Here is a 12,756-nt window from a genome sequence, read left to right on the forward strand (position 1 = left end):
AATGCGCCACATCATGGCCAAAAGCCTCGCCCCGACCGATTCGATCCGCGACTACATGGCCGCGCAGGAAAAGAAGTCGCTGCTGCGCTTCCTAACCTGCGGCTCGGTCGACGACGGCAAGTCGACGCTTATCGGCCGGCTGCTCTCCGACACCAAGCAGATCTTCGAGGACCAGCTTGCCGCGCTCGAGAAGGATTCGCGCAAGCACGGCACCACCGGCGACGACATCGACTTCGCGCTCCTGGTCGACGGACTGGAGGCGGAGCGCGAGCAGGGCATCACCATCGACGTCGCCTATCGTTTCTTCGCTACGCCCAAGCGCAAGTTCATCGTCGCCGACACGCCCGGCCATGAGCAGTACACGCGCAACATGGCGACGGGCGCCTCGACAGCCGATCTCGCCATCGTGCTGATCGATGCGCGCCAGGGCGTGCTGCGCCAGACCAGGCGTCATTCGATCATCGCCTCGCTGCTCGGCATCCGGCACATCGTGCTTACGGTCAACAAGATCGACCTCGTCGGCTTCGACAAAATCGTGTTCGACCGGATCGTCGCCGACTACGCCGAGTTCGCGCGGGAGCTGGGCTTTGTGAGCGTCGCGCCGATCCCGATGTCGGCGCGCTTCGGCGACAACGTCACCAGCCGCTCGGAACGCACGCCCTGGTATTCCGGGCCGTCGCTGATCGAGCATCTGGAAACCGTGTCGGTCGACGAGGCCGCCGTCGAGCTGCCGTTCCGCTTCCCGGTCCAGTATGTCAACCGGCCGAACCTCGATTTCCGCGGCTTTGCCGGCACCATCGCCTCGGGCACCGTTTCGCAAGGCGAAGAGGTCGTCGTTGCCAAGTCGGGCAAGGCATCCCGAGTCAAGCGCATCGTCGCGCAGGGCGGCGACCTCGAGCAGGCGGTCGCCGGCCAGGCGATCACGCTCGTGCTCGAGGACGAGGTCGAGGTGTCGCGAGGCAACCTGCTGGTTTCGCCGGCAGCTAGACCCCAGGTCGCCGACCAGTTCGCTGCCAACATCGTCTGGTTCGACGAGCAGGCGCTGCTGCCCGGCCGCTCCTATATTCTGCGAACCGAAACCGACCAGGTGAGCGCGACTGTCACCGACCTGAAATACCGCGTCAACGTCAATGATTTCGCGCACGAGGCGGCGAAGTCGCTCGACATCAACGAGGTCGGTGTCTGCAATCTCTCGACGCGCGCGCCCATTGCTTTCGATCCTTTCGCGGAGAACCGCACCACCGGCGCCTTCATCCTGATCGACCGCATCACCAACGCCACCGTCGGCGCCGGCATGATCCTGCATTCGCTGCGCCGTGCCGAAAATATCCACTGGCAGTCGCTCGATGTCGGCAAGCGCGGCCGTTCCGACCTGAAGAATCAGCGCCCGGCGGTGTTCTGGTTCACCGGGCTCTCCGGTTCAGGCAAGTCGACCATCGCCAACCTGTTCGAGAAGAAGCTGTTCGCCTCCGGGCGCCACACCTATATCCTCGACGGCGACAATGTCCGCCATGGCTTGAACCGCGATCTCGGCTTCACCGACGCCGACCGCGTGGAGAACATCCGCCGCGTCGCCGAGGTGGCCAAGTTGATGGCCGACGCCGGGCTGATCGTCATCGTCTCGTTTATCTCGCCCTTCAGCGCCGAAAGGCGCATGGCGCGCGAGCTGATGGCTGAGGGCGAGTTCGTCGAGGTGTTCGTCGACACGCCGTTCGAGGAATGCGCACGCCGCGACCCGAAGGGCCTTTACGCGCGCGCCCTGAGCGGCGAGATCAAGAATTTCACCGGCGTCGATTCGCCCTATGAGGCGCCGGAAAACCCGGAAATCCATCTCAAAACCCTCGGCAGGAGCCCGCAGGAAATGGCGGAAGCCCTGGAACACTGGCTGACCGAGCGCGACATTGCCGAGGAGCAGTATGACAATGGCGGCGGCATCTGACGACGAGGCGATGCTGGGCGTCTTCGAGCGTCTGGCGTTGGAGGCGGGGCGCGAGGTGATGCGCGTCTTCCGCGAAGGCGGCGCCGTCGACAGCAAAGCTGACTCTTCGCCGGTGACGGAAGCCGATCGCGAAAGCGAGAAGATCATCCTGGCCGGCTTGCGCGCCGCCTATCCGGACATCCCATGCGTGGCCGAGGAAGAGGTGGCGGCGGGCATCGCCACGCCCGACCTTGACGGCGCCTTCTTCCTGATCGATCCGCTCGACGGCACCAAGGAATTCGTGAACCGCCGCACCGATTTCACCGTCAACATCGCACTGGTCCGCCATGGTGTGCCGGAAGTCGGCGTCGTCTTCGCGCCGTGCACCGGGCGCTTCTTCAGCGGACGGCCCGGCAAGGCCGAGGCGCTGGAGGTCGATGCTGATTATTGCATCACCGAACGCCGGCCTATCAATGTTCGCGAAAGCGGCACGCCGCTCGCGGTCGTGGCCAGCCGCTCGCACAACACGCCGGAGACCGAGGAGTTCATCCGCGATCTTGGCGCCGCGGAGATCGTTTCGATCGGCTCATCGCTGAAATTCTGCCTGCTCGCCGCGGCGGAGGCGGATGTCTATCCACGCTTCGGCCGCACCATGGAATGGGACACGGCGGCAGGCGACGCAGTGCTGCGTGCCGCCGGCGGCATGACGCGCACGGTGGACGGCCGACCGCTCGTCTACGGCAAGCGCAACCAGGCCAGCGACAGCGATTTCGCCAACCCGCATTTCATCGCGCGCGGGAAGAGCGCGCCTTAGGGTTTTGGTGATTGGCCGCTAACCATGCTTCGTCATCCTAGCGCGGAGCGAGGAGCGAAGCGACGCGCGCAGACCCTAAGATCCATGCCGTTACGCTAACGCGTTGCAACGGTTACAGAATTCTACTCCGCAGCGCTTTCCGATGCAGGTCACAGCATGGATCCTCGGGTCAAGCCGGTCAAGCCCGAGGATGACGAAGCGCTGTTTCAAGCCGCCGCGACATGCGCCGAGTTCGACCCGATGTAATTGCGGATGGTCTCGATGATGCGGTCCTGGTCGGCTTCGCTGAGATAAGCGTGCATCGGTAGGCAGAGGATCTGCTTCGGCAGTTCTTCCGAGACGGCAAGGCCGGTCGGCGTGCGCGGATAATGCTTGTAGGCGACCTGCTCGTGCAGCGGCTTCACGTAATAGATCACCGATGGAATGCCCTTTTCGCCGAGATGGGCCTTGAGCCCGTCGCGTTTCGGGGTCTCGATCGCGTACTGCGCCCAGGCTGAGCGGCCGTGACCCAGATTGCGCGACGCCTTGACGACATCGCCGAGACCCTTTGCATAGCGGTCGGCGACGACCTGGCGCGCCACCATTTCGTCTTCGAGGATCGCGAGCTTCTCGATCAGGATCGCCGCCTGCAGCGTGTCCAGGCGCGAATTGATGCCGACGCGGACATTGTCGTATTGCGTCTCGCCCTTGCCGTGGAAGGCGAAGGAACGGAGCTTGTCGGCCAGCGCGCCGTCATTGGTGAACATCGCGCCGCCGTCGCCGTAGCAGCCAAGCGGCTTGGCGGGGTAGAAACTGGTTGAGCCGACATGACCGAAAGCGCCGCACATCGTGCCGTCGGCGGAACCGCCCATCGACTGCGCGGCATCCTCGATCACCAGGAGGTTCTCGCGCTTGGCGATCGCCATGATCGCGTCGTAGTCGGCGGCAAGCCCGAACAGGTCGACCGGAATGATCGCCTTCGGCTTCAGCCTTCCTTCCTTCTTGATCATCGCGATCGCCGCTTCGAGGCTGGCGATGTCGATGTTGTAGGTATCGCGGTCGACGTCGACGAAGACCGGCTCGGCCTTGGCCAGCGCCACCACTTCGGCCGTCGCGGCGAAGGTGAAGCTCGGCACGAACACCGCGTCGCCCGGACCGATACCGGCGGCAAACAGCGGCAGGAGCAGCGCATCGGTGCCGTTGGCGCAGGCGACCACATGCTTCACGCCGATATAGGCCGCGAGATTGTTCTCGAATTCGGTGACCTGGGGGCCGAGGATATAGCGGCCGTCTTCGACCACCTTGTCCATCGCGGCCTTCAGCCGGTCGCGGATTCGTTCGCGCTGCGCGCCAAGATCGATGAACTGCATGTCGGCCTCAAAATGCCAATAATCCGGCCCGCTGGTATCAGACTTGGTCGGCACGAGAAAGCCGGCCAGTGGCAAGGTCAATTGCGCAAGTGTCGCAGCCTGTTACCGCCTTTTGCCCGCGCACTGCCCGAAGAAGGCGGAAATCGGGTTAAAACGAGCATTTTCAACGCCTTTTATCGCGCCGTTCCCTTTTTTGGAAACATAAAGTGATCGCTTGGAAAAGCCCTTCGGCCAATCCGGACAACCACTCAGGCGATTTCGTGCCGCCAGGGCGGGTTGGCGCCGGCCCGCGACACTGTCACCGCCGCCGCCTTTGCGCCGAGCTCCAGCGCCTTGCGGATCGCGTCGTCGGAGAGGCTGCCGATCGCTGCCTTGGTCAGCAGGCCCTGCTCGTGCAGCGACGCAAGGATGCCGGCATTGAAGGTGTCGCCGGCGCCGACCGTATCTACGACCTTCACCTTCTGCGGCATGACCATGACCTTGTGCGCCTTGCTGTAGCCGACGGCGCCTTCGCCGCCATGGGTGACGACGATCAGTTTCGGTCCGCGATCCAACCAGTTGCGTACGACCTCCTCATGGGAGCCGGCCTCGTCGAACCATTTCAGGTCCTCGTCCGAGAGTTTCACGATGTCGGCCATCGCCATCATCTCGCGAATGCGCCTGAGATGCTTGGCCTTGTCCGGGATGAAGTTCGGCCGGATGTTGGGGTCGAGCATCATCACCCGGGCGTCGTGCTCGCGCCGCATGAACTCCTCATAGGCCGACCCAGCCGGCTCGGAGATCAGGCTGATCGCACCGAACAGCATCGCCTCGATCTCGGCGCCAAGCTTCGGCAGGTCCTCGATGGTGAGCATGCGTCCGGCGGTGTTCTCGTCATAGAAGGTGTAAGTCGCCTGGCCGTCGGTGAGCCGCACGAAGGCGAGCGTCGTGGGCTTTGGCGACGTGTGCGCATAGGTGGAGCTCACTTTGCTCGCGCCGAGCGCCTCGCGGAGCTGGCCGCCAAACAGGTCCGAGGAGAGGCCGGAGAAGAAGCCGGCCGGAGCGCCTAGCCGGCCGAGCGCGATCGCCGAGTTGAACACCGCGCCGCCGACATAGGGCACGAAGGCCGCTTCGCCTTCCGTGGTCGTGCGCGGCAGCATGTCGATCAGGGCTTCGCCACAGCAGAGGATCATGTCGTCTTGGTCTCCGGCGGATGGATCACGCCCTTGCGGATGATGATGTTGGCAAAGAGCCTGGGTTCGCTGGTCGCCACGATCGCGTGCGCGGCCTTGACGCGTGCATAGAAGTCAGGCCCGGCCAGCGCAACCACCTTGTGCCCAGGCGCGCGCCTGGCGCAAACCGCTTCCATCTCGCGATGCACGGGGTCGGCCAGTGCCGGATCGCCCTTCACCGAAGCACGGAACAACGCCTCCGGCACCGCCTCGTCCACCGGCAGCACGCTGAGCACGGCGTCGAGGACGGGAATCACCTGGTGGCCGTCCGCGCGGATCAGCCGCCGCGCCTGTTCCTCGGCCGGATAGTTGCCGTCGACGATCGCGATCTCGTCGCCATGCCCCATGGCCCTGAGCGTCGCCAGGAACTGGGGCCCTAGCAGCGAGGGGATGCCGATCAGCATGTCAGGCGCCCCCGGACGTGTTCGGTCCGATCAGGAAGCGCTCGGAGAGCGGCAGGCTGGCGCCGCCCATGGCGCGTGCGTGGATGCCGACCGTTCCTTCGCGAACGATAGGCAGCTTCAGCCCTTCGGCGTCGATGGTGGCAATCGCTTCCGTCACGGCATCGACCAGTCGGCGCCGCACATCGAGCGGCATCCAGCCGTCGATCACCGCCGCCTCGAAATCGATGACGGACGAGGCCGAGACGATGGCATAGGCAAGCGCACGCGAGGCGCTGGCGATCCACGCGTCGAGTTCGGCGCCGATGTCGCCCCATTCCTGCGGCGAGGTCCAAAGGTACGAGCCGTCGATGCCCTTGGCGGAAAGCGCCCGTTCCAGCATCGCGATCGACGCGACGTCGATGAGTTGCGTCGGCTTGCCGTCCGGCCCTGGCACCGGCATCGAGCCCAGCGCGCCGGCGTTGCCGTTAGGCCCGCTATAGAGGCGGCCATTGAGCACGATGCCGCCTCCGGCAAAAGCGCCGATGTAGAAATAGACGAAATCGCGCGCTCCGCCTGCCCGCCCGAAGACGAGCTCCGCGCCGCAGGCCGACGTCGCATCGTTCTGCAGGTAGACGGGGAACTCGCACTGCGCCTGGATGTCGGCGCGGATGTCGCGATGGCGCCATTCGTCCATGATCTCGCGCGGCGCGCCGGCCGTGTCGGCCCAGTTCCATAGCTCGAACGGCATGGCGATGCCGAGCCCGGCAATGCGCTTGTCCTGCGCCGGCGTAAGCTCGCTTCGCATCGCCTTGATGCCGGCAGTGACGAAGTCGACGGTCTCGCGCGGCGCCGGATAGCGGTAGGAATGCTGCAGCATGCCGCGCACATTGCCGAGGAAGTCGATCAGCACGAGCTCGGCCGAGCGGCGGCCGATCTTGAGGCCGATGAAGAAAGCGCCTTCCGGGTTGAGCGCCATCGGGATCGAAGGCTGGCCGATCTTGCCGCGCAGCGGCGCCTGGCGCACGAGCAGCTTGTCTTCCTCGAGCTCGCGCATGATCACCGACACGGTCTGGGCCGACAGGCCGGTCACGCGCGCGATGTCGGATTTGGCCAGGCTCCCATGCTGACGCACCAAGGACAGCACGAGCCGCTCATTGTGGTCGCGCATGCCGCTCTGGTTGGTGCCGCGATGCAGCCGGCTTTCCAAAGCCTCGGGCGAACCGTGCCTCGCAATGCCGGTCTCCACCCTTTTCCTCCCGTCTGTTTCCCCTCGGGGCTTTTCGTTCAGAATGGGTGAACAGCGCAAGAGTGTCAATAATAAATAAGAGTGATTTATTTATTGACAGCCGTAGCGGACTGGTGTCTTTTTGACATCGCGCCCACACTGGGAGAACTTCGGTGGGCGCTCCGCAGGCGCCGGTTGGCCGGCGCCGGAGTGGTTCACTGGGAGGAAATCATGCGTAAATGGACTATCCTGAAGGCGGCCGTTGCCGGTCTCGCCTTTTACGGCGCGATGGCTACGGCCTCGTATGCCGCCGACATTGTCGGCCTGATCACCAAGACTGAGGGCAATCCGTTCTTCGTCAAGATGCGCGAGGGCGCGCAGGCCAAGGCCAAGGAACTCGGCCTGACGCTGCAGACCTTTGCCGGCAAGTTTGACGGTGACAATGACAGCCAGGTCGCGGCCATCGAGAACCTGATCTCGGCTGGCGCCAAGGGTTTCGCCATCGTGCCGAGCGATTCCAGCGCCATCGTGCCGACCATCAAGAAGGCGCGCGACGCCGGCCTGCTGGTCATCGTGCTCGACACACCGCTCGATCCGATCAATGCTGCCGATGCCACTTTCGCCACCGACAATTTCAAGGCCGGCGAGCTGATCGGCGAGTGGGCCAAGGGCACGCTGGGCGACAAGGCCTCCAGCGCCAAGATCGCCTTTCTCGACCTCGCCACCAACCAGCCGACCGTCGACTATCTGCGCGACCAGGGCTTCATGAAGGGCTTCGGCATCGACATCAAGGACCCCAAGAAATACGGTGACGAGACCGATCCGCGCATCTGCGGCCACGAAATGACCGGCGGCGCCGAGGATGGCGGCCGCACCGCCATGGAAACGCTGCTGCAGAAATGCCCGGACGTGAACGTGATGTACACGATCAACGAGCCGGCGGCGGCCGGCGGCTACCAGGCGCTCAAGGCGGCCGGCAAGGATGACGGCTCGGTGTTGGTGGTTTCGATCGACGGCGGCTGCCCGGGCGTCAAGAACGTTGCGGCCGGCGTCATCGGCGCAACCTCGCAGCAATATCCGCTGAAGATGGCCGCCATGGCCATGGAAGCGATCGAGAAGTTCGCCAAGACCGGCGAGAAGCCGAAGCCGACCCCCGGCAAGGAGTTCTTCGACACCGGCGCCACACTGATCACCGACAAGCCCGTCAAGGGGGTCGAATCGATCGACAGCAAGAAGGGCGCGGAACTTTGCTGGGGCTGATGCCTTCCTAACACCCGCAGTAACGGATTAAACTCGCTGAAAGGGCGGCTCCGGCCGCCCTTTCCCGAAACACGGGATCCTGGGAGGGGATAAAATGAGCGACGACGCAACCGGCTCGGTCTCGGCCGAGCGCGGCCTTCACGGCCACGACCAGTCCGTGGCGAGCTTTGATGAGGACCGGGGTTCATTTCTCAAAACCCTGCAGCGCTTCCTGCACGAATATCCCACGGCCGTCCCGTTCATCGTCCTGGTCATAGGCATCTTGATTTTCTCGATCGCGGCAGGCGGACGGTTCTTCGCGCCGTTCAATCTTTCGCTTGTGCTGCAACAGGTCACCATCATCGCCTTTCTGGGCATCGCCCAGACGCTGGTCATCCTCACCGCCGGCATCGATCTTTCGGTCGGCGCCATGATGGTGCTGTCGTCCATCGTCATGGGCAGGCTGACCGTCACTTACGGCGTGCCGGTCGAATTGAGCTTCGCGCTGGGCCTGCTCACCGGCCTTGTCTGCGGCCTGATCAACGGCGTTCTGGTGGCGGTGATCAAGCTGCCGCCTTTCATCGTCACGCTCGGCACCTGGAGCGTCTACGGCGCGATGGTCATCTACGTCTCGCATTCCGAGACCGTGCGCGCCCAGGACATCGAGGCGGCGGGACCGCTGCTGCAATGGCTGGGTCACACCATCAGACTGGGTGGCGGCGCGGTGCTGACCTACGGCGCCATCGCCATGATCCTGACGGCGCTGATCATCTGGTATGTACTGAACCGCACCGCCTTCGGCCGCCATGTCTACGCGACCGGTGACGACGATGAGGCTGCGCGCCTTGCCGGTATCAACACACGCGGTGTGTTCATTGCCGTCTATACGCTCGCCGGCTTCATCTGCGCGGTCGCCGCCTGGGCGCTCATCGGCCGCATCGGTGCTGCAAGCCCGCTCGGCAACCAGACGGCCAACCTCGATGCCATCACCGCCGTGGTGATCGGCGGCACCTCGCTGTTCGGCGGCCGCGGCTCGCTCGTCGGCACGCTGTTCGGCGCGCTGATCGTCGGCGTCTTCCGCAATGGCCTCGCGCTCGCCGGCGTCGACTCGCTCTGGCAGGAGTTCACCGTCGGCATCCTCATCATCCTCGCCGTCACCATCGATCAGTGGATCAGGAAGATTTCGGCATGAGCACGCAGCAGCCAATTCTTCAGGCCAAAGGCCTCAACAAGCGCTATGGCAGGGTGGTGGCGCTCGACAACGCCGATTTCGACCTGATGCCGGGCGAGATCCTCGCCGTCATCGGCGACAACGGCGCCGGCAAGTCGACGCTGGTCAAGGCGCTGTGCGGCGCGGTCATCCCGGACTCCGGCGCGATCGAGCTCAACGGTAGCCCGGTGCATTTCCGCTCGCCGATCGAGGCGCGCATGGCCGGCATCGAGACCGTCTATCAGAACTTGGCCCTGTCGCCGGCACTGTCGATCGCCGACAATATGTTCCTGGGCCGCGAGCTACGCAAACCCGGCTTTGCCGGGCAGTGGCTGCGCCGGCTCGACCGCTCGGCCATGGCGCGCATCGCCCGCGAGAAATTGTCCGAGCTCGGGCTCATGACGATCCAGAACATCAACCAGTCGGTCGAAACGCTGTCTGGCGGCCAGCGCCAGGGTGTCGCGGTGGCGCGCGCCGCGGCTTTCGGCAGCCGCGTCGTTATCATGGACGAACCGACCGCGGCGCTCGGCGTCAAGGAAAGCCGCCGCGTGCTGGAGCTGATGCTTGACGTCAAGAAGCGCGGCCTGCCGATCGTGCTCATTTCGCACAACATGCCGCATGTCTTCGAGGTGGCCGACCGCATCCACATCCATCGCCTGGGCCGTCGTCTCGCCGTCATCGACCCCAAGCAGTATACGATGTCCGACGCCGTCGCCTTCATGACCGGCGCCAAGGCTCCGCCGGAGGTGTTGGAGGTCTGATCGCGCCGCATTGTCGCGGGATGGTAGAGTGCCGCTGCTTAAATCGGTCGAAACTATGCTGCAACGCACTAGATAGGCTGGGAGGATCGGTGAAAGCCGCTATGATCAGGCCAGTTGCACGAGAGGCGAAATGACATCCGCCATGACGATCGAAGTCCCTGTCCTCGACAATCCCGACCCCAGGACACTCGCCGAAGAGGTCTTGATGTCGCTCAAATACCGGGTCGGCAAGGACACTACGGTCGCCACGCCCTATGACTGGCTGACGGCCTCCATCAAGGTGGTGCGCGACCGCATCGTCGACCACTGGATCCAGGCGACCAAGGAAGCCTACGACCAAAAGGAAAAGCGCGTCTATTACCTCTCGCTGGAATTCCTGATCGGCCGCCTGATGCGCGACGCTTTCTCCAATCTCGGCCTGATGGAGAACATGCGCGAGGCGCTGTCCTCGCTCGGCGTCGATCTCGACCTGATCGCCGGCCTCGAGCCGGACGCAGCACTTGGCAATGGCGGCCTCGGCCGTCTCGCCGCTTGCTTCATGGAAAGCATGGCGACCGTCGATATCCCCGCCCATGGCTACGGCATCCGCTACGCCAACGGCATGTTCCGCCAGGAAATCCAGGGTGGCTGGCAGGTCGAGCTGCCGGAGACCTGGCTCGACCACGGCAACCCTTGGGAGTTCGAACGGCGCGAGCGCTCCTTCGAGGTCGGCTTCGGCGGCTCGGTGGAGTCCATTACCTCCAAGGACGGTCGGCTCGAACGCCATGTCTGGAAACCGATCGAGCATGTGCTGGCCGTCGCCTATGACACGCCGGTGGCCGGCTGGCGCGCCAGGCGCGTCAACACGCTCCGGCTCTGGTCCGGCATGCCGATCGACCCCATCCTGCTCGACAAGTTCAACGCCGGCGACCACATCGGCGCGCTGGCCGAAAGCAACAAGGCCGACGCGCTGTCGCGCGTGCTCTACCCTGCCGATTCCCATATGGCCGGTCAGGAGCTGAGGCTCAGGCAGGAATATTTCTTCTCCAGTGCCTCGCTGCAGGACATCGTCCAGCGGCATTTGAGCCAGTATGGCGACCTGAAATCGCTGCCCGACAAGGCGGCGATCCACCTTAACGATACCCATCCTGCGGTTGCCGTGCCGGAACTGATGCGGCTCCTGATGGACGTCCACGGCATGGATTTCGACCTTGCCTGGGACACCACCAAGCGTACCTTCGGCTATACCAACCACACGCTGTTGCCCGAGGCGCTGGAAAGCTGGCCGGTGCCGCTCTTCGAGCGGCTTTTGCCGCGCCATATGCAGATCGTCTACGCCATCAACGCGCAGGTGCTGCTCGAGGCCCGCGCCACCAACCAGTTCTCCGGCGATCAGATCGCCCGCATCTCGCTGATCCAGGAAAATGGCGACCGGCGCGTGCGCATGGGCAATCTGGCCTTCGTCGGCTCGCATTCGATCAACGGCGTCTCGGCGCTCCACACCGAGCTGATGAAGGAGACGGTGTTCGCCGACCTCCACAAGCTCTATCCCGACCGCATCAACAACAAAACCAACGGCATCACGCCGCGGCGCTGGCTGATCCAGTGCAATCCCGGCCTGACCGCGCTTGCGCGCGAGGCGATAGGCGACCGCTTCATGGACGACATCGAGAAGATCAAGGATCTCGATCCGCTCGCCGATGACGCGGCTTTCCGCGAAAAGTTCGCCGGTGTGAAGCGGCAGAACAAGGTGCGGCTCGCCAACCTTGTCGCCGATCGGCTCGGCATCAAGCTCGACCCGTCGGCGCTGTTCGACATCCAGGTCAAGCGCATCCACGAATACAAGCGCCAGCTGCTCAACATCCTGGAGGCGATAGCGCTCTACGATCAGATCCGCTCGCATCCCGAGCGGGATTGGATGCCGCGCGTCAAATTCTTCGGCGGCAAAGCGGCCCCCAGCTATCACAACGCCAAGCTGATCATCAAACTGGCTAACGACGTCGCGAAAGTCATCAACGGCGACCCGTCGGTGCGCGGCCTGCTGAAGGTCGTGTTCGTGCCGAACTACAATGTCAGCCTGGCCGAGGTGATGATGCCGGCCGCCGACCTTTCCGAGCAGATATCGACCGCCGGCATGGAGGCATCGGGCACCGGCAACATGAAGTTCGCGCTGAACGGCGCTCTGACGATCGGCACGCTCGACGGCGCCAATGTCGAGATCAAGGAACATGTCGGCGACGACAATATCTTCATCTTCGGCCTCACCACGGCCGAAGTCGCCGAGCGGCGCAACAACGGCTACAATCCGCGCGGTGTGATCGAGGCCTCGCCCGAGCTGTCGCAGGCGGTGTCGGCCATTTCCTCCGGCGTCTTCTCGCCCGACGATCCCGGCCGCTATCGCGACCTGATGAACGGCCTCTACCAGAGCGACTGGTTCATGGTGGCGGCCGACTTCGATTCCTACGCTGCCTGCCAGCGCGAGGTCGACGCCGTCTGGCGCAACAGCCCCGACTGGTACGCGCGCGCCATCCGCAATGTCGCCCGCGTCGGCTGGTTCTCGTCCGATCGCACGATCCGCCAATATGCGAAAGACATCTGGAACGTGCCCGTCTGATATGATTGCATGAGGCCGCGAGCAATGTGGTCTCGCAGAAAACAACATAGTGT

At 64.1% G+C, this 12,756-nt stretch carries 10 protein-coding genes; 6 read left to right on the plus strand and 4 right to left on the minus strand.

The window, feature by feature from the left end; genetic code table 11:
- Nucleotide 1: 1 nt before the first annotated feature.
- On the plus strand, nt 2–1,939 hold the full coding sequence (gene cysN, locus FJW06_RS04400; RefSeq protein ID WP_181178134.1) for a sulfate adenylyltransferase subunit CysN: 1,938 nt from the start codon (nt 2–4) through the stop codon (nt 1,937–1,939).
- A 10-nt stretch (nt 1,940–1,949) separates the two neighbouring features.
- The gene (gene cysQ, locus FJW06_RS04405) at nt 1,950–2,732 is read left to right on the plus strand and encodes a 3'(2'),5'-bisphosphate nucleotidase CysQ (protein WP_181178146.1); all 783 of its coding nucleotides are present in this window, start codon (nt 1,950–1,952) and stop codon (nt 2,730–2,732) included.
- Nucleotides 2,733–2,938: 206 nt separating this feature from the next.
- On the opposite strand, the gene FJW06_RS04410 is transcribed toward cysQ, so the two are convergent.
- The 4 genes from FJW06_RS04410 to FJW06_RS04425 all read right to left on the minus strand — a co-directional run bounded on the left by FJW06_RS04410 (nt 2,939) and on the right by FJW06_RS04425 (nt 6,921).
- Entirely contained in the window at nt 2,939–4,081 is a 1,143-nt protein-coding gene (locus tag FJW06_RS04410; protein WP_140748545.1) for a DegT/DnrJ/EryC1/StrS aminotransferase family protein, read from the minus strand.
- A gap of 248 nt (nt 4,082–4,329) precedes the next feature.
- Nucleotides 4,330–5,253 carry a carbohydrate kinase gene (locus tag FJW06_RS04415; RefSeq protein WP_140748548.1) on the minus strand — a complete coding sequence of 308 codons (924 nt, stop codon included), beginning with the start codon at nt 5,251–5,253 and terminating at the stop codon, nt 4,330–4,332.
- Nucleotides 5,250–5,696: an RbsD/FucU domain-containing protein gene (locus FJW06_RS04420; protein ID WP_071073975.1), complete on the minus strand. Its 447-nt coding sequence runs from the start codon at nt 5,694–5,696 to the stop codon at nt 5,250–5,252. Before FJW06_RS04420 ends, FJW06_RS04415 begins: the two co-directional genes overlap by 4 nt.
- A 1-nt stretch (nt 5,697) precedes the next feature.
- Entirely contained in the window at nt 5,698–6,921 is a 1,224-nt protein-coding gene (locus FJW06_RS04425) for an ROK family transcriptional regulator (protein ID WP_140748551.1), read from the minus strand.
- A gap of 210 nt (nt 6,922–7,131) precedes the next feature.
- On the opposite strand from FJW06_RS04425, the gene FJW06_RS04430 reads away from it, so the two are divergent.
- From FJW06_RS04430 to FJW06_RS04445, 4 genes are all read left to right on the plus strand, one after another.
- The gene (locus FJW06_RS04430; RefSeq protein ID WP_140748554.1) at nt 7,132–8,160 is read left to right on the plus strand and encodes a sugar ABC transporter substrate-binding protein; all 1,029 of its coding nucleotides are present in this window, start codon (nt 7,132–7,134) and stop codon (nt 8,158–8,160) included.
- Nucleotides 8,161–8,254: 94 nt separating this feature from the next.
- Entirely contained in the window at nt 8,255–9,331 is a 1,077-nt protein-coding gene (locus tag FJW06_RS04435; protein WP_140748557.1) for an ABC transporter permease, read from the plus strand.
- The gene (locus FJW06_RS04440) at nt 9,328–10,110 is read left to right on the plus strand and encodes an ATP-binding cassette domain-containing protein (RefSeq protein WP_140748560.1); all 783 of its coding nucleotides are present in this window, start codon (nt 9,328–9,330) and stop codon (nt 10,108–10,110) included. The genes FJW06_RS04435 and FJW06_RS04440 overlap by 4 nt, the downstream gene beginning before the upstream one ends.
- 130 nt (nt 10,111–10,240) lie before the next feature.
- Complete coding sequence (locus tag FJW06_RS04445; protein WP_140748563.1) at nt 10,241–12,703, plus strand: glycogen/starch/alpha-glucan phosphorylase; 2,463 nt, start codon at nt 10,241–10,243, stop codon at nt 12,701–12,703.
- Nucleotides 12,704–12,756: the final 53 nt, after the last annotated feature.

This window comes from Mesorhizobium sp. B4-1-3 (assembly GCF_006439355.1).
Taxonomy (GTDB): domain Bacteria; phylum Pseudomonadota; class Alphaproteobacteria; order Rhizobiales; family Rhizobiaceae; genus Mesorhizobium.

What these genes read in the sequence shown, in the direction of transcription:
- cysN (WP_181178134.1), top strand. Translation starts at nt 2, where the DNA reads ATGCGCCACATCATGGCCAAAAGCCTCGCCCCGACCGATTCGATCCGC.
- cysQ (WP_181178146.1), top strand. Translation starts at nt 1,950, where the DNA reads ATGCTGGGCGTCTTCGAGCGTCTGGCGTTGGAGGCGGGGCGCGAGGTG.
- FJW06_RS04410 (WP_140748545.1), bottom strand. Translation starts at nt 4,081, where the DNA reads ATGCAGTTCATCGATCTTGGCGCGCAGCGCGAACGAATCCGCGACCGG.
- FJW06_RS04415 (WP_140748548.1), bottom strand. Translation starts at nt 5,253, where the DNA reads ATGATCCTCTGCTGTGGCGAAGCCCTGATCGACATGCTGCCGCGCACG.
- FJW06_RS04420 (WP_071073975.1), bottom strand. Translation starts at nt 5,696, where the DNA reads ATGCTGATCGGCATCCCCTCGCTGCTAGGGCCCCAGTTCCTGGCGACG.
- FJW06_RS04430 (WP_140748554.1), top strand. Translation starts at nt 7,132, where the DNA reads ATGCGTAAATGGACTATCCTGAAGGCGGCCGTTGCCGGTCTCGCCTTT.
- FJW06_RS04435 (WP_140748557.1), top strand. Translation starts at nt 8,255, where the DNA reads ATGAGCGACGACGCAACCGGCTCGGTCTCGGCCGAGCGCGGCCTTCAC.
- FJW06_RS04440 (WP_140748560.1), top strand. Translation starts at nt 9,328, where the DNA reads ATGAGCACGCAGCAGCCAATTCTTCAGGCCAAAGGCCTCAACAAGCGC.
- FJW06_RS04445 (WP_140748563.1), top strand. Translation starts at nt 10,241, where the DNA reads ATGACATCCGCCATGACGATCGAAGTCCCTGTCCTCGACAATCCCGAC.